General features: G+C 64.4%; 17 protein-coding genes. 7 read left to right on the forward strand and 10 right to left on the reverse strand.

Annotated elements, in window-relative coordinates; translation table 11 throughout:
• Positions 1 to 208: 208 nt before the first annotated feature.
• Positions 209 to 2,506 carry a 5-methyltetrahydropteroyltriglutamate--homocysteine S-methyltransferase gene (gene metE, locus C6V82_RS13215; RefSeq protein ID WP_102587953.1) on the reverse strand — a complete coding sequence of 766 codons (2,298 nt, stop codon included), beginning with the start codon at positions 2,504 to 2,506 and terminating at the stop codon, positions 209 to 211.
• A gap of 103 nt (positions 2,507 to 2,609) precedes the next feature.
• Between metE and C6V82_RS13220 the strand changes: the two genes are divergently transcribed.
• Positions 2,610 to 3,524 (forward strand): LysR family transcriptional regulator, encoded by a 915-nt coding sequence (locus C6V82_RS13220; RefSeq protein WP_102587952.1) that lies wholly within the window; start codon positions 2,610 to 2,612, stop codon positions 3,522 to 3,524.
• Positions 3,525 to 3,528: 4 nt separating this feature from the next.
• On the opposite strand, the gene C6V82_RS13225 is transcribed toward C6V82_RS13220, so the two are convergent.
• The gene (locus tag C6V82_RS13225; protein ID WP_102587951.1) at positions 3,529 to 5,151 is read right to left on the reverse strand and encodes an ATP-binding protein; all 1,623 of its coding nucleotides are present in this window, start codon (positions 5,149 to 5,151) and stop codon (positions 3,529 to 3,531) included.
• A 3-nt stretch (positions 5,152 to 5,154) separates the two neighbouring features.
• Complete coding sequence (locus C6V82_RS13230) at positions 5,155 to 5,868, reverse strand: winged helix-turn-helix domain-containing protein (protein ID WP_102587950.1); 714 nt, start codon at positions 5,866 to 5,868, stop codon at positions 5,155 to 5,157.
• A 383-nt stretch (positions 5,869 to 6,251) separates the two neighbouring features.
• On the opposite strand from C6V82_RS13230, the gene C6V82_RS13235 reads away from it, so the two are divergent.
• The 5 genes from C6V82_RS13235 (at position 6,252) to C6V82_RS13250 (ending at position 11,729) form a co-directional block, all read left to right on the forward strand.
• Complete coding sequence (locus tag C6V82_RS13235; protein ID WP_102587949.1) at positions 6,252 to 9,152, forward strand: ribonucleoside-diphosphate reductase subunit alpha; 2,901 nt, start codon at positions 6,252 to 6,254, stop codon at positions 9,150 to 9,152.
• 192 nt (positions 9,153 to 9,344) lie between these two features.
• On the forward strand, positions 9,345 to 10,583 hold the full coding sequence (locus tag C6V82_RS13240; RefSeq protein ID WP_102587948.1) for a ribonucleotide-diphosphate reductase subunit beta: 1,239 nt from the start codon (positions 9,345 to 9,347) through the stop codon (positions 10,581 to 10,583).
• 207 nt (positions 10,584 to 10,790) lie between these two features.
• Entirely contained in the window at positions 10,791 to 11,111 is a 321-nt protein-coding gene (locus C6V82_RS13245) for a hypothetical protein (RefSeq protein WP_102587947.1), read from the forward strand.
• Between the two features lie 286 nt (positions 11,112 to 11,397).
• Positions 11,398 to 11,523 carry a hypothetical protein gene (locus C6V82_RS18360; RefSeq protein WP_268248468.1) on the forward strand — a complete coding sequence of 42 codons (126 nt, stop codon included), beginning with the start codon at positions 11,398 to 11,400 and terminating at the stop codon, positions 11,521 to 11,523.
• Complete coding sequence (locus tag C6V82_RS13250) at positions 11,520 to 11,729, forward strand: DUF3565 domain-containing protein (protein WP_308430837.1); 210 nt, start codon at positions 11,520 to 11,522, stop codon at positions 11,727 to 11,729. Before C6V82_RS18360 ends, C6V82_RS13250 begins: the two co-directional genes overlap by 4 nt.
• 102 nt (positions 11,730 to 11,831) lie before the next feature.
• Here the strand turns inward: C6V82_RS13250 and C6V82_RS13255 are convergent, their stop codons facing one another.
• Complete coding sequence (locus tag C6V82_RS13255; RefSeq protein WP_102587946.1) at positions 11,832 to 12,011, reverse strand: PLDc N-terminal domain-containing protein; 180 nt, start codon at positions 12,009 to 12,011, stop codon at positions 11,832 to 11,834.
• A 291-nt stretch (positions 12,012 to 12,302) separates the two neighbouring features.
• On the opposite strand from C6V82_RS13255, the gene C6V82_RS13260 reads away from it, so the two are divergent.
• Entirely contained in the window at positions 12,303 to 14,120 is a 1,818-nt protein-coding gene (locus C6V82_RS13260; protein ID WP_102587959.1) for a monovalent cation:proton antiporter-2 (CPA2) family protein, read from the forward strand.
• A 15-nt stretch (positions 14,121 to 14,135) separates the two neighbouring features.
• Here the strand turns inward: C6V82_RS13260 and C6V82_RS13265 are convergent, their stop codons facing one another.
• The 6 genes from C6V82_RS13265 to ada all read right to left on the reverse strand — a co-directional run bounded on the left by C6V82_RS13265 (position 14,136) and on the right by ada (position 22,407).
• Positions 14,136 to 16,448 (reverse strand): ATP-dependent DNA helicase, encoded by a 2,313-nt coding sequence (locus C6V82_RS13265; RefSeq protein ID WP_102587945.1) that lies wholly within the window; start codon positions 16,446 to 16,448, stop codon positions 14,136 to 14,138.
• Positions 16,445 to 18,214 carry a VRR-NUC domain-containing protein gene (locus tag C6V82_RS13270; RefSeq protein ID WP_102587944.1) on the reverse strand — a complete coding sequence of 590 codons (1,770 nt, stop codon included), beginning with the start codon at positions 18,212 to 18,214 and terminating at the stop codon, positions 16,445 to 16,447. Before C6V82_RS13270 ends, C6V82_RS13265 begins: the two co-directional genes overlap by 4 nt.
• A 59-nt stretch (positions 18,215 to 18,273) precedes the next feature.
• Positions 18,274 to 19,227, reverse strand: coding sequence for a YihY/virulence factor BrkB family protein (locus tag C6V82_RS13275; RefSeq protein ID WP_102587943.1), 954 nt, complete (start codon positions 19,225 to 19,227; stop codon positions 18,274 to 18,276).
• Positions 19,228 to 19,230: 3 nt separating this feature from the next.
• Positions 19,231 to 19,755 (reverse strand): retropepsin-like aspartic protease family protein, encoded by a 525-nt coding sequence (locus C6V82_RS13280; protein ID WP_102587942.1) that lies wholly within the window; start codon positions 19,753 to 19,755, stop codon positions 19,231 to 19,233.
• 98 nt (positions 19,756 to 19,853) lie between these two features.
• Positions 19,854 to 21,143 carry an MFS transporter gene (locus C6V82_RS13285; RefSeq protein ID WP_219724500.1) on the reverse strand — a complete coding sequence of 430 codons (1,290 nt, stop codon included), beginning with the start codon at positions 21,141 to 21,143 and terminating at the stop codon, positions 19,854 to 19,856.
• Between the two features lie 130 nt (positions 21,144 to 21,273).
• Positions 21,274 to 22,407: a bifunctional DNA-binding transcriptional regulator/O6-methylguanine-DNA methyltransferase Ada gene (gene ada, locus C6V82_RS13290; protein WP_102587940.1), complete on the reverse strand. Its 1,134-nt coding sequence runs from the start codon at positions 22,405 to 22,407 to the stop codon at positions 21,274 to 21,276.
• Between the last annotated feature and the right edge of the window lie 139 nt (positions 22,408 to 22,546).

Here is a 22,546-nt window from a genome sequence, read left to right on the forward strand (position 1 = left end):
TGAGGCTCAGTACTACATCGAAGAGTATTACGATAACGTGCGGCTCCATGGGGCCTTGGGCGGAGTCTCCCCCCGGACCTATGAAGCCGCTGCCTGACAAAGTGTCTACTTTTTCAGGGCCACACCAATGCGTAGATCGACATGCAATTCGGCCTCCACAATACCAGCCGCTGACCCTGAGTGCTGCTACCCACAGCTCAACGCTTGATCAGCCATGCTGGCGGCGCAACCGCGCAGCGGCCTCGATCATGTTGGCCAGTGCCGGCTCCACTTCGGCCCACTGGCGGGTCTTCAGGCCACAATCCGGATTGACCCACAACCGCTCGAGGGGAACCCGTTCGGCAGCCTTCTCCATCAGTGCCACCATCCAGTCCACCTCGGGAATGTTCGGCGAGTGAATGTCGTAGACGCCGGGGCCGATCTCGTTGGGATAGGCAAAGTCCTGGAAGGCATCGAGCAGTTCCATGTTCGAGCGCGAGGTTTCGATGGTGATCACGTCGGCATCGAGTGCGGCGATGGCGGCGATAATGTCGTTGAATTCCGAATAGCACATGTGGGTGTGGATCTGGGTCTCGTCCCGCACGCCCGCGGCGCTCAACTGGAAGCACTCGACAGCCCAGGCCAGATAGCCCTGCCACTCGGCCTGGCGCAACGGCAGGCCCTCGCGCAGTGCCGGCTCGTCGATCTGGATCGCGCGGATGCCAGCGGCCTCGAGATCGCACACCTCGTCACGCAGCGCCAGGGCGATCTGCCGACAGGTGATGTCGCGTGGCTGGTCATCTCGCACGAAGGCCCACTGCAGCATGGTCACGGGGCCCGTCAGCATGCCCTTCATCGGCTTGTCGGTGAGCGCCTGGGCAAACTCGCTCCAGCGCACCGTCATCGCGCCAGGCCGGCTGACATCGCCGACGATCACCGGCGGCTTCACGCAGCGCGATCCATAGCTCTGGACCCAACCGTTACGCGTGAACAGATAGCCGTCGAGCTGCTCGCCGAAGTACTCCACCATGTCGTTGCGCTCCGGCTCGCCATGCACCGGCATATCCAGGCCCAGCGCTTCCTGGCGGGCCACGGCGAAGGCGATTTCCTCGCGCATGCGCCCCTCATAGGCCTCGCTTGAAAGCTCACCGGCCTTGAAGGCGCGGCGCGCGGCACGGATCTCGTCGGTCTGCGGAAAGGAGCCGATCGTGGTAGTGGGAAACAGCGGCAGATCCAGCGCGCGGCGCTGGGCGATCGCCCGCGTGGCATAGGGGCTGCGCCGCCGGGTATCCGCGTCACTCACCGCGGCGACCCGGTTCGCCACCTCGGACCGATGAAGCCGCGTAGAATCGCGACGCGCCTGAAGCGCCAGGGTCGCGGCATCCCGGCGCTCCCGGTCCACATCGCTTGCGCGGCCATCCAGCAGGCGCGCCAGTGTCACCACTTCATCGAGCTTCTGGCGGGCGAAGGCCAGCCAGCTCTTGAGTTCGCCATCGAGCTCAGTCTCCGCGGCGAGATCCACCGGCACATGCAGAAGCGAACAGGATGGCGCAACCCACAGGCGCTTGCCCAGGCGCATGCGTGCCGAAGCCAGGCGTTCGCGAAGCAGCGCCAGGTCGGCCCGCCACACGTTGCGTCCATCGATGGCACCCACCGACAGCACCTTGTAGGCGGGAAGACGATCGAGCACCGCCTCAAGCTGCTCGGGGGCACGCGAAAGATCGATATGCAGGCCATCCACCGGCAACCCCACGGCCAGGCTGAGGTTCTCGCCGAGTCCGCCGAAGTAGCTGGCCAGCAACACCTTGACCGGGGCGCTCTGCAGCACGTTGTAGGCGGCCTCATAGGCTTGCCGCCAATCCTGCGGCAGCTCCTGGACTAGCGCCGGTTCATCGAGCTGAACCCACTCCACCCCCTGCTCTGCAAGACTGGTGAGCAGTTCGCCATACACCGGCAGCAGGGAGTCGAGCAGTGAGAGTCGATCCAGCCCCTCCTCGCGCGCCTTGCCCAGCCACAGCCAGGTCAGCGGGCCCAGCAGCGTCACCTTCACGGCGTGCCCCGCCGCATGTGCTTCGGCGACCTGGTCGAACAGCCGCGAACTGGCCAACTGGAAGGTCTGCCCCGCATGCAGCTCCGGTACCAGATAGTGGTAGTTGGTATCGAAATACTTGGTCATTTCGCAGGCGGCGGCTGGCTCGCCCGAAGGGGCGCGGCCGCGGGCCATGCGGAAGGCGGTATCGAGGTCGACCTCGCCTCGCGCCACCTCACGCTCGGCGGTAAATCGCGCAGGAACCGCTCCCAGTGTTACCGAAAGATCCAGCACCTGATCGTAAAAGGCGAAATCGCCGACGCTGACCAGGTCGAGGCCGGCGTCACGCTGGGCGGCCCAGTTGGCCAACCGCAGCTCGCGGCCCACGGTTTCCAGTGCCTCACGGTCAATATCGCCCTTCCAATAGGCCTCGGTGGCTTTCTTCAGCTCGCGGTTGCCGCCGATACGTGGGTATCCGCCAATATGAGCCGTTGTCATGTGAACTACCTCGAAACATGAATGATGCGAGAGAGTTTCACTGGCCACCGATTGTGAATCAAACTAAACTTTCTAATCTTCATAATGAAAATGGCTCACCTCGATGCTCGAACTTCGCCATCTGCGCACCCTGATCGCCCTACGCGACGCCGGCTCGCTGGTGGAAGCCGCGGACCGGGTCCACCTGACCCAATCCGCACTCTCCCACCAGATCAAGGATCTGGAAGATCGGTTGGGCAATCCGCTGTTCGTGCGCAAGACCCGTCCGGTGGAGTTCACCCGGGCCGGACAACGCCTGCTGACGCTCGCCGAACAGGTGCTGCCCCAGGTGCGCATGGCCGAGCGCGACCTGGCGCGCCTGGCCGGCAATGAACAGGGACGGTTGCACATGGCCATCGAGTGTCACAGCTGTTTCCAGTGGCTGATGCCGACCATCGACCATTTCCGCGATCACTGGCCGGAAGTGGAGATCGACATCCCGGGGGGCCATCATTTCGACCCGCTGCCGGCGCTGGCCCGCGAACAGCTCGACCTGGTGATCACCGCCGACCCCCAGCCGCTTCCAGGCGTGCACTACGAGCCACTGTTCCGCTACGAAGGTTTGCTTGCGGTGGCGCGCCAGCACCGCCTGGCGAGCAAGCCGTTCGTCACTCCCGAACAGCTCGCCGATGAGACCTTGATCACCTATCCGGTGGAACACTCGCGACTGGACGTGTTCACTCAGTTTCTCGACCCGGCGAACGTCCGGCCGAAGGAGATTCGCACCGCCGAGCTGACCATCATGATGATGCAGCTGGTGGCCAGTGGTCGTGGGGTCTGTTCGCTCCCCAACTGGGCGCTGACGGAATATCTGGAGCGCGACTACGTGAAAGCCGTGGCGCTGGGAGAGAAGGGGGTGTGGAGCACGTTGTTCGCGGCGATCCGCGACGAGAGCCGCCAGGCACCCTGGATGGAGGATTTCCTGCGCACCGCCCGGGAAACGTCCTTTGCGGTGCTGGAAGGCATCAAACCGGCCTGAGCGCTCAATTGCCCGGCAGGGTCTCGCGGCGTTGCGGCAGCAGCAGGGTAAACCGTGCACCGCCCAGTTCGGGGCTTTCGTCCACTGCCACGCTGCCGCCATGCCAGGTCATCACCTTCTGCACGATGGAGAGGCCCAGTCCGTAGCCACCGGAGCTGCGCGTGCGGCTGTCATCGAGTCGCGCGAAGGGCTTGAAGACTTCCTGACGCTGCTCGGCCGGAACACCGGGGCCGTCGTCCTCGACATCGACACGTACCAGCTGTGGCTCCCCCTGAAGGCGAATCACCACCCGCGAGCGGGCATGCCGACAGGCATTGGCCACCAGGTTCTGCACGGCGCGCTGCAGGTAGCGTGGCTCGGCGATGGCTTCCACGTCGGGGCCTTCGGCCAGCGACAACTCGAGGTGGCCGTGCAGCGGCCTTAGTGCGTCGATGACCCGCTCGGCCATTGATCGACAATCGACCAGCGCCGCATCGATTTCACGTCCATTCACCGCATCGCTGCCCAGCCGCGCGTAGGTCAGGATCTCGTCGATCAGCCCATCGAGCTCCTCGATATCGCCGTCGATCCCCTGCAGTTGGCGGCGAATCGACGGCTCATCGGTCATGTCCTCGACCATCTGTACCGCGAAGCGGATCCGCGCCACCGGGGTGCGAAGCTCATGGGACACAGCACGAATCATGTCCTGCTGGGCACGCAACAAGGACTGCACCTGGGTGGCCATGCCATTGAAGGCCATGCCGAGTCGGCCGAGGAAGTCACCGCTCTCGACCTTGACCCGGGTATCCAGTCGCCCCCCGGCGATCCGTGTGGCGGCAAGTTCCAGGCGCGCCATGCGCGCCTCCACGCCCCTGACGATCAAGTAGATGGTCGCCGCCAGCACGGCCAGGAGAATCACCACCAGCACCAGCAGAAGTTCACCAGGCAGTGGCTCGAAGCTCTCCACCGGCCCGACCACCAGCCATTGGACCGTGTCTTTGGAATCGACAAGCTCCAGGTACATGGCCATCGACCAGCGCCCCGGCAGCAACCTGATCACCACTTCTCCCTCATCGAGCCGCGTGAGCTGGTAAGGGTCGAGGCTCTCGGGTGGCGTATCGCGCAGCTCCACCGGAATATTACCGCCCAGCACCCGCTCGAGGCGCCCGGCTCGCGCCTCGACATCGACCTCGAGCAGCCATTCACCGAGCAACACTGTCAGCCCGCGCAACTGATGCTCGCTGAGGCTTGCCATCTCAACCTGCAGCACATGCTCGCCACCGGGCAGCAAGCTCTGCAGGCGCCAGCCCTGCTCCTCGAGGGGGTGCACCAGCACGCTGCCACGCTCGAGACGAGTGCGGGAAAAGAAATTGAGGGGAACCTGCGCGATGTCGAGCACCAGCGGCGTCATGTCAAGATGCCGCGCCTGGCGGGTCAACCACATCTGATACTGGTCGGGTTCAAGCGCGGCGAGGTTCTCGGTCAGGAGCCGCATCGGGGCCTGGGCGAGCTGTTCGCGATGGTGCTCGCGGCGTACCTGATCGACCATGGCCAGGCCCAGCAGGGCCAGGCCAAAGGTCAGCAGCAGCGCCAGCGCCAGCAACACATAGACGCGCAGGAAAGTGCTGTCGGCCAGGGCGCGACGCATCGATCAACTTTCCTTGACGAACAGATAGCCCTTGCTGCGCACCGTCTTGATGCGGTGCGGCTGGTTGGGATCGTCGCCGATCTTGGGGCGAATTCGCGACACGCGCACGTCGATGGAACGATCCTGGCCGTCGTAGCGAATGCCGCGCAACTGGGAGAATATCTCCTCGCGGGTGAGCACCCGCCCCGCGTTGCTGGCCAAGAGCCACAGCAGGTCGAACTCGGCACTGGTCAGGTCGATGCGATCGCCATGCAGCCATGCCTCGCGGGTGGCGCTGTCGATATCGAGGTTGCCGAAGTTGAGACGACTTTCGCCGACGGTTTCGGTGGCTTCGGTGCGCCGCAGCAAGGCACGCATGCGCGCCAGCAGAACGCGGGGCTGTACCGGCTTGGGCACATAGTCGTCGGCGCCCATCTCGAGCCCCAGCACCTGGTCCATGTCATCGGTGCGCGCGGTCAGCATCAGGATCGGCCCCAGGTAGTCGCTGCGCGCCCGGCGACAGATCGACAGGCCGTCCTCTCCCGGCAACATCAGGTCGAGAATCACCAGATCCGGTTGCAGGGTAAGAATGCGCTCCACGCCACGCGCTCCGTCCGCTTCCAGCGTGACACGGAAACCGTTGGCCTCGAGGTAGTCTCGGGTCAATCCGGCAAGGCGCTCATCATCCTCGATGATCAGCACATGATCCTGGTCTCGAGGTTCCAAGGTGTTATCCATCCTCTATTCCATCCTGGAGTGCAGGTGATCGGAACTGGCGGCCACCACGAAGCGGCAATTACCGCCAATGGCTAAAGGATACCCGAAAACCGCGTTCTCGCCTGCACACGGCGGATAAATGCACCCCAATGATTTTCGCGCAAGCAGAGAAAAGGCCCAACCATGCGCCCTGGCAAGCCAGCCAAAACCACCCCCCGGATGGTCACAGCTCATCCACAAGTTATCCACTTGCCGAGGCATCAAAAGCACACTATCTTGTGTTTCGACACACACCGAACACCATATGCTGTGCCATAGCAATCGCACATGGCGATGTCAACAGCAGCAGTCAAAGCCGTGTTTTGACCGGCATTTTTTCACCACCAGACAGGGACTCCGGCGCCATGGAAACCACTGCCACCGCGGACATATCGTCCGTTTCCGTCACCGCACCCCGCGCCCTGCGCGTCATCAAGCGCAACGGCGACGTGATGCCATTCGATGCCGGCAAGATCGCGGTTGCCATGAGCAAGGCGTTCATCGCGGTCGAGGGCGACAATGCCGCCACCTCTTCACGGGTCCGCGACCTCGTGCGTCAATCCAGTGAATCCATTGCCCAGGCCTTCCTGCGCCGCATGCCGGATGGCGGCACTCTGCACATAGAAGACATCCAGGACCAGGTGGAGCTGGCGCTGATGCGCGCCGGTGAGCAGAAGGTCGCTCGCGCCTACGTGCTCTATCGTGAGGAGCACGCCCGTGCCCGCGCGGCAGCTGGAGGCGACATCGAAAAGCCCCACCCGACCCTGCACGTCACCCTGCTTGACGGCACGCGCCGCCCGCTGGACCTGGGCCGTGTCGAGACCCTGGTGAACGACGCCTGCGAGGGCCTCGACAACGTCAGCCCCGGGCGAATCGTCGAGGACTCGCTGAAGAACCTCTACGACGGCGTGACCGTCGATGGGGTCTCCCAGGCGCTGATGATGACCGCGCGCACGCTGGTGGAAAAGGACCCCGACTACACCTACGTGACCGCCCGCCTGCTGCAGGACAACCTGCGCCGCGAGGCGCTGGCGTTTTTGGACGTGGCCGAGGAAGCCACCTACCAGGAGATGGCCGAGCTCTACAAGCCAGCCTTCCTGGCCTACATCGAGCGCGGCATCGGCTTCGAGCAGCTCGACCCGCGGCTCGCCGAATTCGACCTCCAGCGTCTGGGTGACGCCCTGGACCACACCCGCGACATGGCCTTCACCTACCTCGGCCTGCAGACGCTCTACGACCGCTACTTCATCCACCGCGACGATGTGCGCTACGAGCTGCCCCAGGTGATGTTCATGCGCGTGGCCATGGGGCTTGCGCTCAACGAGGATGATCGAGAGGCGCGTGCCATCGAGTTCTACGAGCTGCTCTCGAGCTTCGACTACATGGCCTCGACGCCGACCCTGTTCAACTCCGGCACGGTGCGCAGCCAGCTCTCCAGTTGCTACCTGACCAGCGTGCCCGACGAGCTGGACGGCATCTACAGCGCGATCCGCGACAACGCCATGCTCTCCAAGTGGGCGGGCGGCCTTGGCAACGACTGGACCCCGGTACGTGCACTCGGCTCGTGGATCAAGGGCACCAACGGCAAGTCCCAGGGGGTCGTACCGTTCCTCAAGGTGGTCAACGATACCGCCGTCGCGGTCAACCAGGGTGGCAAGCGCAAGGGCGCGGTCTGTGCCTACCTCGAGACCTGGCACCTCGACATCGAGGAGTTCCTGGAACTGCGCAAGAACACCGGTGACGACCGCCGTCGCACCCACGACATGAACACCGCCAACTGGGTGCCGGATTTGTTCATGAAGCGCGTCTTCGACGACAAGGAGTGGACGCTGTTCTCGCCATCCACCTGCCCGGATCTCCACGACCTCTACGGCGCGGCCTTCGAGAAGCGCTACGAGGAGTACGAGGCGATGACCCGCAATGGCCAGCTCAAGCTTTACAAGCGGGTCCGCGCCAAGGACATGTGGCGCAAGATGCTCTCGATGCTGTTCGAGACAGGCCACCCGTGGATCACCTTCAAGGACCCGTGCAACCTGAGAAGCCCCCAGCAGCACGCCGGCGTGGTGCACTCTTCCAACCTGTGCACCGAGATCACCCTGAACACCTCAGTGGACGAGATCGCGGTGTGCAACCTGGGCTCGGTGAACCTCGCCCAGCACGTGCTGGATGGCAAGCTCGACGGCGAGAAGCTCGGCAAGACCGTGCGTACCGCCGTACGCATGCTCGATAACGTCATCGACATCAACTACTACGCGGTGCCCCAGGCGCAGAACTCCAACTTCAAGCACCGCCCGGTGGGGCTTGGCATCATGGGCTTCCAGGATGCCCTCTACGCCCAGGATATCGCCTACGCATCCGAGGAGGCCGTGGTATTCGCCGACCGCTCCATGGAACTGGTCAGCTATCACGCCATCGAGGCCTCGAGCGACCTGGCCGCCGAACGTGGCCGCTATGCAAGCTTCGACGGTTCACTGTGGAGCCAGGGCGTGCTGCCCATCGACTCCATCGAGAAGCTCAAGACCGAACGCGGCGAGAAGTACATCGAGCTTGACGAGAGCGCCACCCAGGACTGGGATCGCCTTCGCGACAAGATCGCCACCCAGGGCATGCGCAACTCCAACGTGATGGCCATCGCCCCGACCGCCACGATCTCCAACATCTGTGGCGTGTCGCAGTCGATCGAGCCTACCTACCAGAACCTTTACGTGAAATCGAACCTGTCCGGCGAATTCACGGTGGTCAACGCCTACATGGTCAACGACCTCAAGGCGCGCGGGCTGTGGGACGAGGTCATGATCAACGACCTCAAGTACTACGACGGCTCGGCCCAGCCCATCGAACGCATGCCGGCGGACCTGAAGGCCAAGTACGCCACCGCCTTCGAGGTGGAGCCGAAGTGGCTGGTCGAAGCCGCTGCGCGCCGCCAGAAGTGGATCGACCAGGCCCAGTCGCTGAACCTCTACATCAAGGGCGTCTCCGGCAAGAAACTCGACGTGACCTACCGCATGGCATGGTTCCGTGGCCTCAAGACCACCTACTACCTGCGTGCACTGGGGGCCACCTCGGTGGAGAAATCCACCGTCGACCGCGGCAATCTCAACGCGGTCAGCAACGGCGCGCCAGCGCCCACGGCAACCCCCGCACCGGCTCCCGAGCCCACGCGCCAGGAACCGCGTGGCGTCGATGATTTCCTTTCGGGCCCCGGCGCCACGCGCGCGCCCAGCGCCGCGGAGATCGACGAACTGGGCTGCGAGGCGTGCCAATAAGTACGACCGAACACGTATTACCGCCGGTGAAGCGAGAGGCGCCGGGGGCAAGCCGAAGAGGAGGTCCTACGCCAGGGATGGCGTCGGTAGCGCCCAGGGATGGGTTTACAGCGCCTCCTAGCAGGCTTGCCGCCGGAGGAGCCTCGCGCGATGAATCCACCCATGGCTCCCAATTAATTCGAGGTAAGAGAAATGCTGAACTGGGATGAGTTCCACGAAGACGAGAACACCGTAGCCGAGGCGCCGGCCCAGCCGGCCGCCCCCAAGCCCGCGCCGGCGGCAGCGGAGCCGAGCCAGGTGGCCGAGGCCAGTGGCCAGTATGCCGTGGCCGAGGCCGACCGCCTGGAGCGCGCCCGCAAGTCGCTGGAAGAGCTCGACGTGGCCGCCGGCCTCGAGGAGCTCGAGATGGGCGCGGCGCGCATCGAAGTCGACGACAAGCAGATGATCAATGCGCGCGCCGACCTCAACCAGCTGGTGCCCTTCAAGTACGAGTGGGCCTGGCAGAAGTACCTGGATGGCAGCGCCAACCACTGGATGCCCCAGGAAGTGAACATGAACGCCGATATCGCGCTGTGGAAGAGCCAGGAAGGCTTGACCGCGGACGAACGGCGGATCGTCGAGCGCAGCCTCGGCTACTTCTCCACCGCCGACTCGCTGGTCGCCAACAACCTGGTACTGGCGCTGTATCGCCTGATCACCAACCCGGAGTGCCGACAGTACCTGCTGCGCCAGGCCTTCGAGGAAGCCATCCACACCCACGCCTACCAGTACTGCGTGGAGTCGCTGAGCATGGACGAGGGCGCGGTATTCAACATGTACCGCGAGGTGCCTTCCGTGGCCGCCAAGTCCGCCTGGAGCCTCAAGCACACCCAGTCGCTGTCGCGTCCGGACTTCAACACCGGCACCGAGGAGACCGACCGGGAACTGCTGCGCAACCTGGTGGCCTTCTACTGCGTCACCGAGGGCATCTTCTTCTATTGCGGCTTCAGCCAGATTCTCTCCATGGGGCGCCGCAACAAGATGACCGGCGTGGCCGAGCAGTTCCAGTACATCCTGCGCGACGAATCGATGCACCTGAACTTCGGCGTCGACATGATCAACCAGATCAAGATCGAGAACCCCAACCTGTGGACGCCCGAGTTCCAGGACGAAGTCACCCAGATGATCCTCGAAGGCACCGAGCTGGAGATCGCCTACGCGCGTGACACCATGCCGCGCGGCGTGCTTGGCATGAACGCCGCGATCATGGAGGAGTACCTGCACTTCATCTGCAACCGCCGTCTCGCCCAGATCGGCCTCAAGGAGCAGTTCCCGGGCGCCGAGAATCCCTTCCCGTGGATGAGCGAGATCATCGACCTGCGCAAGGAGAAGAACTTCTTCGAGACCCGCGTCACCGAGTATCAGGTGGGCGGCGCGCTGAGCTGGGATTGAGTGAGAAGCAAGAAAATAAAAAACGCCCGACGCGGCAACGTCGGGCGTCTCGGCCAACAGGGTATACGACCACTCCTGATGGCACGGGTAGGCTAGCTGCCTGAACCGGGGCGTATTTTCCTTTGCAGCATAGCCAGGGTCAAGCTGGTCGCATTCCAACCCTTCCCCAGACCCCTGCAATTGTCGGCTCCACGGAGGACAATCCTAATGAAAGTGGCTCGACACACATCACCCCGCGACAGCGTGGCATGGCAAACCGCCCTCGATCACGCCCTCGCCGCTCATGGCGGCTCCGATGCCCTGGCGCACTACCCCCACGTCGCCCAGGCATTTCCCTCGCCCGCCCCCAACCCCTATACCCGCGAGCATCCACTGCTCGACTACCGTGGGCTCAAGGAATGGGCCAGCTCACGTGGCTGGCGCGTACGGCCCGCTCCCGAACGTGCCGAGGACAACCAGAAATACAGCCCTCCGGTGCGCTTCACGCGCCTGCCTGACACGCCGAGTCGCGCAAGCGCCTATCACTGAAGGCCGACACCGCCCGGTCATCCGGGTGGTGTCCATTCCCCTCGACAATATTATGCCGCACCGCATCATCAGGTATTGCCAGCCAACCTAGCGCGCTCTGAGAAACGCTGAACAAACCGACGAGCGAGATGAAGCGCAAGGCGCACGGAGCACAGGAACCGGAGCCTATGGGGTATAGGTGAGGATTCCGCGCACCGCGCAACGCAGCGATTCGCTCGCGTAGACGTTTGTGTAGTGTTTCTCTAACGTAAGAGATATACGTCCATCGAGTGCCAGGAGGCGTTGAATGAGCGACGACAGCAACAAGAGCATCATCAAGCGTGTCTATGTGCCGGGTCATGTACGCGACCTACCCAACGGTGAGCGCGTGAAGGTACCCGGGCACTACAAGGCACCGACGAAGACATCGTGATCGAAAGCCCGATCACCGGCTTTCACCTCGACGAACAATCCCATTGGGTGGCCGAGCTTTCGTGCGGCCACATTCAACATGTGCGCCATCAGCCACCCTGGATCGAGCGCCCCTGGGTCACCCATCAAGCCGGGCGCGATTCGATGCTGGGGTTTCGGCTGCGCTGCCTGAAGTGCGAGCGGGGCGAGCCACGCGATGCCGACTAGCGCTGAAACCATACCGACAAGCGCTGAAACGACATCGGGCAGGCCAACTGGCCTGCCCGAGAGTGAAGCGTGCCTCACGCGGACGTGACGAAATGATCGTCGCTACCCCTTTGGCCCCAGCAGGAACCAGATGATCAGGCCGATCAGCGGGAAGAACAGCAAGACCAGAATCCACAGCAGTTTAGCCAGACCACCCGCTGAACTCTTCGCCACCTTGACGATGGCCCAGATGACGATGATCAGCCAGATCAGGCCCAGCAGGCCACCTACCTCGATTCCCATTCGACCTCTCCTTGTCCCGTTGCGGCGAAATGCCGAAAAAACGAGACACCGATCAATGCGACCGGTGTTTCCGACTGCATGGTAAGCATAGCGGCGAGGAATTGCACAACACCGATGCGTAGCAATCTGTGAACATTCGGTAACCGGCCCTGGTGGCAATGTCCGCCCTGGCTGTAAACAGGCCGTGGCGACCGCCCTGCCGCTCTCTCTGGTGCGCGGATTGCATAGGAAGGACGACGGATCGTATCGGGTAGAATGGATCACTCTCATCACTTCCACCAGGAGCCGACCTTGGCCACCGACCTGCTGCTCAACGCACTGATCTTTCTCGTCGCGGCGGTACTGATCGTGCCAGTGTTCAAGCGCCTGGGGCTTGGCGAGGTGCTGGGCTATCTCGCGGCAGGCGTGGTCATCGGCCCTTCGGTGCTCGGGCTGGTGGCCGACGCCGAGGCAGTGCTGCAGTTCTCCCAGGTCGGTATCGTCTTCCTGCTGTTCGTGATCGGCCTCGAGCTGAAGCCGTCACGCTTGCGAGTGATGCGTCGCTCGGTATTCGGCTTCGGCAGCCTGCAGGTGGCGGTGACCACCATAGTGCTCAGCCTTGCCGCCTGGTGGCTGGGGCTACCGCCCCCGGCGGCCCTGGTGGTCGGCTTCAGCCTCGGGCTGTGCTCCACGCCGCTGGTGCTGCAACTGCTTGGCGAGCGCAAGGAACTGCAGACCCGCCATGGCCGCCACGCCTTCGCCCTGCTGCTGTTTCAGGATCTCGCGGCGATTCCGGTACTGGCGATCATTCCCATGCTGGCGGCCGATTCGTTGCTGGCCGATGGCGTGATGCCGCTGGCACGGGGCGTGCTGGTCGCCGCGGCGGCTTTCATCGGCCTGATCGTCGGTGGGCGCTACCTGCTGCGCCCACTGTTTCACTACGCCGCCGCCACGCGCAGCCGCGAGGTATTCGCCGGGACCGTGCTGCTGGTGGTGATCGGTGCCGCGCTGTTGATGGAACTGGCCGGGCTGTCGATGGCGCTTGGCGCCTTCATCGCCGGTGTGCTGCTCGCCGACTCGAAGTATCGCCACAATATCGAGGCGGATATAGAACCCTATCGCGGGCTGCTGCTGGGATTGTTCTTCATGGCGGTGGGCATGATGGCCCAGATCGGCCTGCTGGCCGAAATGCCCGTGACGGTGATCGGGCTGACCCTGGGACTGGTGGCACTCAAGGCACTTGCGATGCTGCTGGCCGCCCGCCTGCATGGCAGTGGCTGGCGGGACAGCACCAACCTTGCGGTACTACTCTCCCAGGGCGGCGAATTCGGCTTCGTGCTGCTTTCCGCCGCGGCCACCGCAGCCCTGTTGGACGCTTCGCTGGTCAGCCTGCTGATACTGGTCATCTCGCTTTCCATGGCCACCACGCCGCTGCTGTTCCAGCTGCACGTGCATGGACTGCGCCGGCTGTTCAAGCGGCCAAGCGCCGCACCGGCCTTCGATACGCCACCGGATGACTCGCCGCAGATCATCATCGCCGGCTTCGGGCGCTTCGGGCAGATCATGGGGCGAGCCCTGCAGGGGCTGAAGATTCCCTACACCGTGCTCGACATCAATGCCGACCAGGTCGAGGTGGTACGCCGCTACGGCAACCAGGTCTACTACGGCGATGCGGCGCGCATCGATCTGCTCAAGGCCGCCGGCGCCGACAAGGCGCGGATACTGGTGGTGGCGGTCGGCGATCCCGAAGCGTCGATGCGCATCGTCGAACAGGTCGGCCGTCAGTTTCCTCACCTCAGGCGATATGCACGGGCGCGCAACCGCTACCACGCGCAGCTGTTGATGCGCGCAGGGGTGACGCATATCGTCCGCGAACTGCTGCCGGCAAGCCTCGAGCTGACCCGCGACGCATTGATTGGCCTGGGCATCCCCCCGGATCAAGCACAGCACACCATCGATACCTTCCGGCCCCACGATGAGCAGGCGCTGATGCGTCAGCTCGCGGTGTTCGGCAACGAGAAGAAACAGATCCAGACCATCCAGGACGCGGCCCGCGAGCTCGAAGCGCTTTACGAAGCGGACGAGGATATCACCACGCGGGTCGAGGAAGCGCCACGGCGTGAGTCGTGAGGCGTGGCCAGTGCATCAGTCCAGTTGCCACCAGGCGGGCAGCCGGGTGCGCACCTCGCGCCTGGCGAAGCGATCATCCATCAGCACCACCACGCCACTGTCCTCGGGGCCACGGATCACCCGGCCGGCCGCCTGAACCACCTTGATCAACCCAGGAATGCGGTAGGCGTAGTCGTCGCCCTGCCCGAAGCGTGCCTGCAGCCGCGCCTTGAGCGCCTCATTGAACGAGTCGAAGGGGGGCAGCCCCTGGGTGGCGATGAAGGCGCCGATCAGCCGCGTACCCGGCAGGTCGATGCCCTCGGCAAAGGCACCGCCCAGCACCGCGAAGCCAATGCCTTCCCCACCGGGCACGAAGCGTGAAAGGAAAGCGTCTCGCTCCGCCTCGGGCATCCCACGCCGCTGGTGCCACACGGGAATCGCCGGATACCTCTCGCGCAGTTGCGCCAGGGCGTCTTCGAGGTAGGCGAAGCTGCTGAAGAAGGCCAGGTAGTTGCCGGGGCGGCGCACATACTGGCTGGCCATTTCGGTGCAGATTGGCTCAAGCGAGGCATGGCGATCGCGCAGCCGGGTGGAAATGTCGGCGCGGATGCGTACCTCCAGCTGGGCGGCAGCGAACGGCGAATCGACATCGCGCCACACGGTGTCGGCCGGCAAGCCCAGCAGGTCGCGATGATAATGCCCCGGAGCCAGGGTTGCCGAGAACAGCACACCGCCATGGGCGCGCTGAAAGCGTGGTGCCAGAAAATCCGCCGGCACCAGGTTGCGCAGGCCCAGCACGGCTCGCCCACGACCCTCACGCTTCAGGTCGCACAGCGAGTGGTCAGCGAAGGACTCCGCCAGCCGCGTGAACGCCAGCGCCTCGAACAGCAGGGTCTGCAGCGCCTGGCTTGCGCCCTCGGCATGCTCGGCAAGGTAATCGGTAATGGCGCTCACCAGGCCCTGCAGGGCAGCAAGCATCCCGCCCGGCAGCGCCTCGAGAATACGGTAGGCCGGGCGCCCCGGCGCCCCCGCCTCGCCAAGTCCGGCATCCTTTACCACCTCCTGCCACTGGCGCGCCAGCCTTGCCAGTGGCCGCTTGAGTGCAGCGGGGGCCGAGCGCCGCACCAGCGCGAGCTGACGCTGATCGAGCTCGGCGCTGTACATGCCACGGGCGCGCTCCACCAGGTTGTGGGCTTCGTCGACCAGCAAACCGACCCGCCACGCGTTGGCGTTTGCCAGGCCATGCAGCAACGCATTGGCATCGAACCAGTGGTTGACGTCACCCACCACCACGTCGCACCAGCGGGCCAGCTCCTGTCCCAGGTAGTAAGGGCAGACATGCTGCTCACGAGCTACCTCGCGCAGTGCCTCGCGATCCAGCCACCCGCGCTCCACCGCTGCCTGACGGGCCGCCGGTAACCGGTCATAGAAGCCACGCGCCAGCGGGCATGCCTCGCCATGGCAGGCGGTGCCAGGGAACTCGCAGGCCTTGTCGCGGGCGACAAGTTCGAGCACGCGCAAGGACGGCTCGCGCCCGCTGCCCGCCGTGAGAGTGGCAAGCGCATCCAGCGCCAGCCGCCGTCCCGGTGTCTTCATGGTCAGGAACATGGCGCGGTCGATGCCATGTCGTGGCATGGCGGCCAGCAACGGGAACAGCGTGCCCAGGGTCTTGCCGATGCCGGTGGGCGCCTGGGCCAGCAGGCAGCGCCCGGTGGCCATGGCCTTGAAGGTCGACTCCGCCAGTTCACGCTGGCCAGGACGGAAACTCGCATGGGGGAACGCAAGCCCGGCCAGCAACCGGTCGCGCTGCTCGCGATGCCGGGCCTCGCTCTCGGCCCAGGCCAGGAAACGATGGCACTGGTCGTCGAAGAAGACCGCCAAGGTGGTGGCCGCCAGCCGCTGCTCGAAGCGCGTCTCGCGGCCACTGGCCACGTCCAGATAAACCAGCGCCAGGCGGATGTCCGATACCCCGCGCTCCATGCAGAAGAGCGCACCATAGACCTTCACCTGGGCCCAGTGCAGCGCGCGCTGGTTGTCGGCCATGCGCTCGAGGTTGCCGCGGTGAGTCTTGATCTCCTCCAGGCAGTTGGCCGCCGCATCATACCCATCGGCACGCCCGCTCACCTGCACGCCACCGTAGCGCCCGCTGAGCGGCAATTCGGTGACATAGCCCTCACCACGCCGCGCGGCGATGCGCGCATGGCCGGCGATCCCCTCCTGGGCCGTGGGGGCGGGGGTGAAGCGATGGTCCAGGTCGCCCTGGCGGGCGGTGAAATCGCACAGCGTGCGCACCGCCACGCGATAACGCGGCGCTTTCTCGGTAGCGGGGCTTGCGGATTCGGCACTCATTCCGCGGGCTCGGCGCGAGTCGTTTGCCAGCGCACATGACACACTGCTACCGGCATACCCTGTGCGTGAAAGAAGGCCAGCCAGCGGCGCTGATTGTCCTGCAGGCGATCGCCGGGGCCCTTTACCTCGATCATGCGATAGCGAGGCTCGCCGGGTAGTGCCTCGGGAAAGAACTGGATCAGGTCGGGCAACCCGGCGCGGTTGGCCTTGAGATCGCCCAGCAGGCGCTGGAAGCACGCCTTGAGGTGGGCCGGCGGCAGGCAGTCCAGCGCCAGCTCCAGCAATGCCTCATCGAGCACGCCCCAGTGCACGAAGGGATTGGCGATTCCCTGCTTGAGTCGCCAGGCGCGGCGGATCACCTGGCCGTGGCTGCCATCATCGAGCCGCGCCAGGCAGGCCTCGAAACGTGTGCGACGCCGCGCCACGAAATCCTCCCTGTAGAGATCCGCCGGCCCACTGTGGAAGGGATGGAAGAAGGCGCCGGGCAGAGGGACAAACAGCGCCTCCCAGCACAGCAACCCGAACAGCCCCGTGATCAGCGTATTCTCGACGTAGTGCACCGAGGCTTGCGTGCACTGCAGATGATCACGCACGGCACGTTCCACGCAATGTGCAGGACCATCCAGCGTAAGATCGATGCGCTGGGTCATCGGCGCATCGGCCACTGGCGAAACCGGCAAACCCAGCCGCCGGGCCAGCCTGGGCAGCAACCGGTCGAGGGCCTGACGTTGCGGCTCATCCTCGAGCCTCTCGTGGTGCGCAAGCGATAGCGCCAGCCGATGCGCTTCGCGATACCGGCCCAGGCGCTCCAGCAGGCGCAAGAGACGGATCCGCGCCTCGCTGTTGCCGGTGGCGACGGGTGGCACGCCATGCAGCGCGTGTGTCGCCTTCGCCCTGCCCCACCCAGCCAGTGAATACAGCTCGATGGCTCGCCGGGTATCCCCCTCGCGTTGCGCCGCTTGCGCCAGCGCAAGGCACAGGCGATGCCGACGGGTGGCAAGCCAGGCGTTTTCGGCCGGTACCTCGGGCAGCTCGGCGGCGAGCTCAGCCACTGCCTCGCCGGCCGCCAGGCGCTCGCGCAGACGGTGCATGCGCAGATAGCCATCGACCTCGTCACGGTGTTGAAAGGCACGGGAATCGTCGCTGAAATCAACGCGCTCGAAGCGCATCACGCCAAGCTCGCTGAGCACGAATTCCGCCCAGTCCTGACGCAAGTTGCCGAAGAACATCAAGCGCAGCCGGTCGCAGGTCTCCATCACGCGAAGACGCAACAAGCGCTCGCCACCCAGTTCGCCTGGGGCCTCGGGCCACCAGTCGGCCAACCTGCGCGGCGAGGGGAAACGCTCGGCCAGCGCTTCGAGAAGTGCCGCCTTGCCGGCACGGGCGAGCCCGTCCGACTTGATCTCGCTGGCCAGCGCCCGGCGCAGCTCGGGCAAGCGCAGCACATGGAACAGCTCGTCGAGTGACAGGGCGGGATCGTGATCGACCAGACCCGCTTCGACCAGGGGGCCGAGCGCGTCTGCGGTATCACCGATCTCGGGATAAACGAGCTTCGAGGTGCGAAAGACCTCTCCTTTGCGCATCACCATGCGCACCAGCAGTGCCTGGGCCGGTTGCGGAAGCGCCCCCAGGGTGTCGATGAAGGCACGCTCCCCGGCACTGAGCAGATCGGCGTGACGCTCGCTCACGAAACCCAGCACGAAGTGGAAATTGGCCAGGTAATAGAACGGGTCAGCGAGAGACGCGGCAGGTGATGTACTGGTCATGCATCCATGATATCAGGCGCGTGCATTCGCCGTCAGCGACGCTGTTCATCGCGCCCGATTCAGGGGCGTCCGCGCCCGAGGGTATCGGCGGCGTGGGCACCTCGCTCGCCTGGCGGTCGCGGATCGCCAACCGTGGTATCGCGACGTGTCTGACGCTCCATTTCACTGTTGATCTCGCCGCCCAGCAAGACCACAAAGGCCGACAGCCAGAACCACAGCATCAGTACCACCACAGCGCCGAGCGAGCCGTACAATTGATTCAGCGTGGCCATGTGGCCGACATACAGCGACAGCCCGCCACTGCCCAGCAACCAGAGCAGCGTGGCGGAGATGGTGCCCACGCTGAGCCACTCCCAGCGTGGTGCACGACGGTAGGGGCCGAAGCGGTACAGCACCGCGATCAGGAACATCATCACCAGCAGCAGGATCGGCCAGCGCAGCAAGCGAATGCCGGTTACCAGCCAGGGATCCAGCCTCAAGGCATCGATCACCAGCGGTACCAACGCCACCAATAGCATGGTCACCAGCGTCACCACGACCAGCCCGACCGTCATGGCCCCCACCACCAACCCGCGCCGCCAGAAAGTACGACGCTCGCCCTCTCCGTAGACGACGTTGAGCCCGACGATCATGCCGCGCACGCCTTTCGAGGCCACGAACAACGCCACCAACACACCGCCGACCGCCGTCAGGCTCAGCCCGCGACTGGTATTTTCGCTGATCTCGCGGGCCTGGTCGCCGACCAGACTCGCCGCGCCCGGCGGCAGGATGCGTGAAAACTCGATGATCTGGCGCGCCATGTCCTGGGGATCGAACACCAGCGCCCAGAACGAGATGAGCGCGGCAATGGCGGGAAACAGCGCCAGCAACGCATAGAAGGCGATACCGGCAGCCAGCATCGTGACCCGGTCATCGACCAACGCCTTGTGCACCCGCCACAGGATGTCGTACCAGCCACTGCCGCTGATGGCGTGAGGCCGTGTGGCCTCGCGCCCGCGTCGGGTATGGGTCATGCATCACTCCTGGGTGGATGGGCGCAGCACCATGCGCGCGTCGCGGATTTCGATATCGAAGCGATTGAGGAAACTCATGCCAAGCAGCGCCACGTCCCCATCGAGCCCGGGACTGATGGAACCCCGCACGTCATTGGCCGAGAAACCGCCCAGGCTGACCTCATCCAGTGTGGTCAGCTCCCCACGCACCCGGCCATTGGCGGTGTTGAACCAGGCCGAGCCGCTAGGGGTGAGGGCAAGGCGTTCGGCAAGCCCTGATGGCACCGACACGTAGGTCGCTCCGGTATCGAGCAGGAATTCCACCGGTTCGCCATTGATCCGCCCGGTGGCCACGAAATGGCCCGAGCGGTTGCGTGACAGGGTCAGCGACTCGGCGCCATCCACCGCATTGACCAGGTGGGCATTGGGGTTGCGCTGCTCTTCGAGGTAGCCATGAAACCACCAGGTACCGGCGCCCATGAACAGCATCCAGAACAACAGCATCATGCCGATGCCAGTGCGTCGCAATGCATTGTTGTCTTCGCCCATCAACTCCCCCCGCCCGCCAGGGCATTCGCCCCCTTCACTTCGACTGTATGCGGGGGTGAGGATTCACTACCAGGTAGACCTCCCGGGTCAGCACTGGCTCAGGGCTGACCATTGCGCGCCTCCCAGTCCTTGGCGGCCTGCTGGCCACGGGCCTGGTTCACGAACAGGCAAATCAGGATCGCGACGATGAACAACGCCGCGCACAACAGTATCGAGGCCTGCAGCCCCACCACCGACTGCAAAAGCCCCAGGGCGATGATGCCGAACACCCCGGCCAGCTTGTTGGCCAGCCCCCAGAAGCCGAAGAACTCGGCGGCCTTGCGGCTGGGCGAGAACAGCCCCACCAGGGCGCGACTGGCAGACTGGCTGGAGCCCAGCGAAAGCCCCGCCAGGCAGCCGACGAACAGGAACAGGTGCTGGGCCTGCCAGTCGAGTCCGAAACTCGCATTCAGCCAGGCGGTCACCTCCGGGGTCGCCCAGATGGCGACGATCGCCGCCACCCACAGCATCAGCGTGAACAGGTAGGTGACCCGCGTTCCGATGCGGTCCTGAAGGAAGCCGAACCCGAGCGCCCCCGCGGCCGCGGTGATCTGCACGATGATGAACATCAGGTTGCGGATCGCCTCGTCCCAGCCGATCACCTGGGCCCCGTAGATGAAGGCGAAAGCGATGATGATGTAGACCCCCGCCATCGAGAACAGCAGCGAGATCAGAAAGATGCCCAGATCACGAAAATGGCGAAGTTCGTGGAGGGTCACGGTGACCCGCTCGATGGCGATGGCGCGATAGGACTTGCCGGGTGGCTGAGGCGTGCCACGCTCCTTGACCCACAGGAAGGTGGGGATCGCTGTGATCAGGAAGAAGGCGGCGGCGAAGGGCCCAACCCAGCGAATGCGATCGAAATTGTCCGCCGTGGCCTCGCCCAGCACCACCAGGGTAAAGCCGGCGGCAAACAATCCACCCACGTACCCAAGTGCCCATCCGAAGCCCGATATCTTGCCGAGATCCTCCGGTGGACCCAGCCCCGGCAGAAAGGCGGCGATGAACGACTCCCCCATGGAGTAGGCGTAGTTCGAGAAGACGATCAGCAGAAGGCCCAGCACCACATAGCCCGGTGCGACGAAATAGAGCATCGCCGTGGTCGCGACCGTGGCCAGGTAGCTGGCGAACAGGAATCGCTTCTTGGTGGCCTGGTAATCCATCACCGCGCCGCAAAGCGGGCCGGTGATGACCACCATCAGATAACTCACCGCCAGCGCTAGGCTCCACAGGAAGTTGGCGAGCCGGTAATCGTCGCCCCGGTCCCCGACGATCACCGTGGTGAACAGCTCGCCGAACACCACGGTGATGATCAGCAGGGTATAGGCCTGGTTGGCGAAGTCGAACATCGCCCAACCGAAAATTTCCTTTCGCGACGCCCTCGTCCTCGGCAGCGGGCTATGCATGGTCACGCTCATCGGCCGTCCCTGTCATGACATATCGAATCCGCCTAGCCTAGCAGGAGTGCGTCAATGCGTACTAAACAACGACTGTCGATCGCGAGGAAGCGGGTTTTTCCAAGCCATCCTCATCGTCTTTCCACTGATGTTCACGTTCGAGCAGCGCCCGCTTGCGCTCCACGCCCCAACGATAGCCCGAAATCGACCCGTCGCTGCGCACCACCCGGTGGCAGGGAATGGCAAGTGCAAGGGTATTGGAGGCACAAGCCCTGGCCACGGCGCGCACCGACTTGGGTGAACCGATCCGCTGCGCCAACTCTGCATAGCTGATCGTGGTGCCAACGGGGATCTCGGTCAGCGCATGCCAGACCCGCTGCTGAAAAGCGGTGCCACGAATGTCCAGCGGCAGTGACAACCCGACACCAGGTGCCTCGACAAAGCCCACCACACTGGCGACCCAGGCGTCGAAATCCTGTCCCCCCGGGACCAGGTTGGCATTGGCGAAGCGATCCTGGAACTCCTGCAACAGCCGCTCGGGATCGCTCCCCAGGGAAATGGCGCAAATGCCCTTTTCGCTGGTCGCCACCAGTATCGTCCCCAGTGAACTTTCTCCCAGGGCGAAACGAATCTCCATGCCCTTCCCTCCGGAACGGTAACGCTTCGGTGTCATGCCGAGCATGCGATTGGAACCGGCATAGAAGCGCCCGCTGGAATTGAACCCCGCGTCATAGATCGCCTCGGTCACCGTCTCGCTGTTCAGCAGTTCGGCTCTCACCCATTCAGCACGCCTTGCCACGGCGTAGGCCCTGGGCGTCAGCCCCGTGACCGCCTTGAATACGCGGTGAAAGTGGAAGCGGCTCAGCCCCGCGGCTTGCGCCAGTTCATCGAGCGAAGGCAGGTCTTCGGATGCTTCGATGAGACGGCAAGCCCTGGCGACGCTCTCGGCGTGCCTTCGGGCCAACGATGGCGCCTGGGGGCGACAGCGCTGGCACGGCCGGTATCCGGCCCGCTCAGCCGCCGCCGAATCGGCGTGGAACTCGGCGTTTTCTCGACGCGGACGGCGCGATGCACAGGTGGGGCGGCAATAGATCCCGGTGGTACGCACCGCGTAAACGAAAGCGTCGTCCGCTGCGGCGTCGCGGGCCAATACCGCCGCCCATTTCGCTGTATCGGAATCGAAGGTGGCAGGTGAATCGGTGGATGTCTCGAACATGGCAGGCTCCCGCTGTGGCTTCGACGGTGACACCAGGACCAGAATGGCCCCTGGCGCCACCGGCGTCACTTCGTTCCTTGCTTTGAAAGCCGCGTCAGCATGGATCCCCCATGTTCGCCGTCAAGCCACTGGCCACACG

Origin of the sequence: Halomonas urumqiensis, from assembly GCF_003028575.1 — a bacterium.
GTDB classification, from domain to species: domain Bacteria; phylum Pseudomonadota; class Gammaproteobacteria; order Pseudomonadales; family Halomonadaceae; genus Halomonas; species Halomonas urumqiensis.

Bases quoted from the DNA above. Each gene is read 5' to 3' on its own strand.
- C6V82_RS13255 (WP_102587946.1), bottom strand. From the start codon at position 12,011: ATGGGAATCGAGGTAGGTGGCCTGCTGGGCCTGATCTGGCTGATCATC.
- C6V82_RS13265 (WP_102587945.1), bottom strand. From the start codon at position 16,448: ATGAGTGCCGAATCCGCAAGCCCCGCTACCGAGAAAGCGCCGCGTTAT.
- C6V82_RS13220 (WP_102587952.1), top strand. From the start codon at position 2,610: ATGCTCGAACTTCGCCATCTGCGCACCCTGATCGCCCTACGCGACGCC.
- C6V82_RS13235 (WP_102587949.1), top strand. From the start codon at position 6,252: ATGGAAACCACTGCCACCGCGGACATATCGTCCGTTTCCGTCACCGCA.
- C6V82_RS13275 (WP_102587943.1), bottom strand. From the start codon at position 19,227: ATGACCCATACCCGACGCGGGCGCGAGGCCACACGGCCTCACGCCATC.
- metE (WP_102587953.1), bottom strand. From the start codon at position 2,506: ATGACAACGGCTCATATTGGCGGATACCCACGTATCGGCGGCAACCGC.
- C6V82_RS13245 (WP_102587947.1), top strand. From the start codon at position 10,791: ATGAAAGTGGCTCGACACACATCACCCCGCGACAGCGTGGCATGGCAA.
- C6V82_RS13285 (WP_219724500.1), bottom strand. From the start codon at position 21,143: ATGTTCGACTTCGCCAACCAGGCCTATACCCTGCTGATCATCACCGTG.
- C6V82_RS13230 (WP_102587950.1), bottom strand. From the start codon at position 5,868: ATGGATAACACCTTGGAACCTCGAGACCAGGATCATGTGCTGATCATC.
- C6V82_RS18360 (WP_268248468.1), top strand. From the start codon at position 11,398: ATGAGCGACGACAGCAACAAGAGCATCATCAAGCGTGTCTATGTGCCG.
- C6V82_RS13280 (WP_102587942.1), bottom strand. From the start codon at position 19,755: ATGGGCGAAGACAACAATGCATTGCGACGCACTGGCATCGGCATGATG.
- C6V82_RS13240 (WP_102587948.1), top strand. From the start codon at position 9,345: ATGCTGAACTGGGATGAGTTCCACGAAGACGAGAACACCGTAGCCGAG.
- ada (WP_102587940.1), bottom strand. From the start codon at position 22,407: ATGTTCGAGACATCCACCGATTCACCTGCCACCTTCGATTCCGATACA.
- C6V82_RS13270 (WP_102587944.1), bottom strand. From the start codon at position 18,214: ATGACCAGTACATCACCTGCCGCGTCTCTCGCTGACCCGTTCTATTAC.
- C6V82_RS13225 (WP_102587951.1), bottom strand. From the start codon at position 5,151: ATGCGTCGCGCCCTGGCCGACAGCACTTTCCTGCGCGTCTATGTGTTG.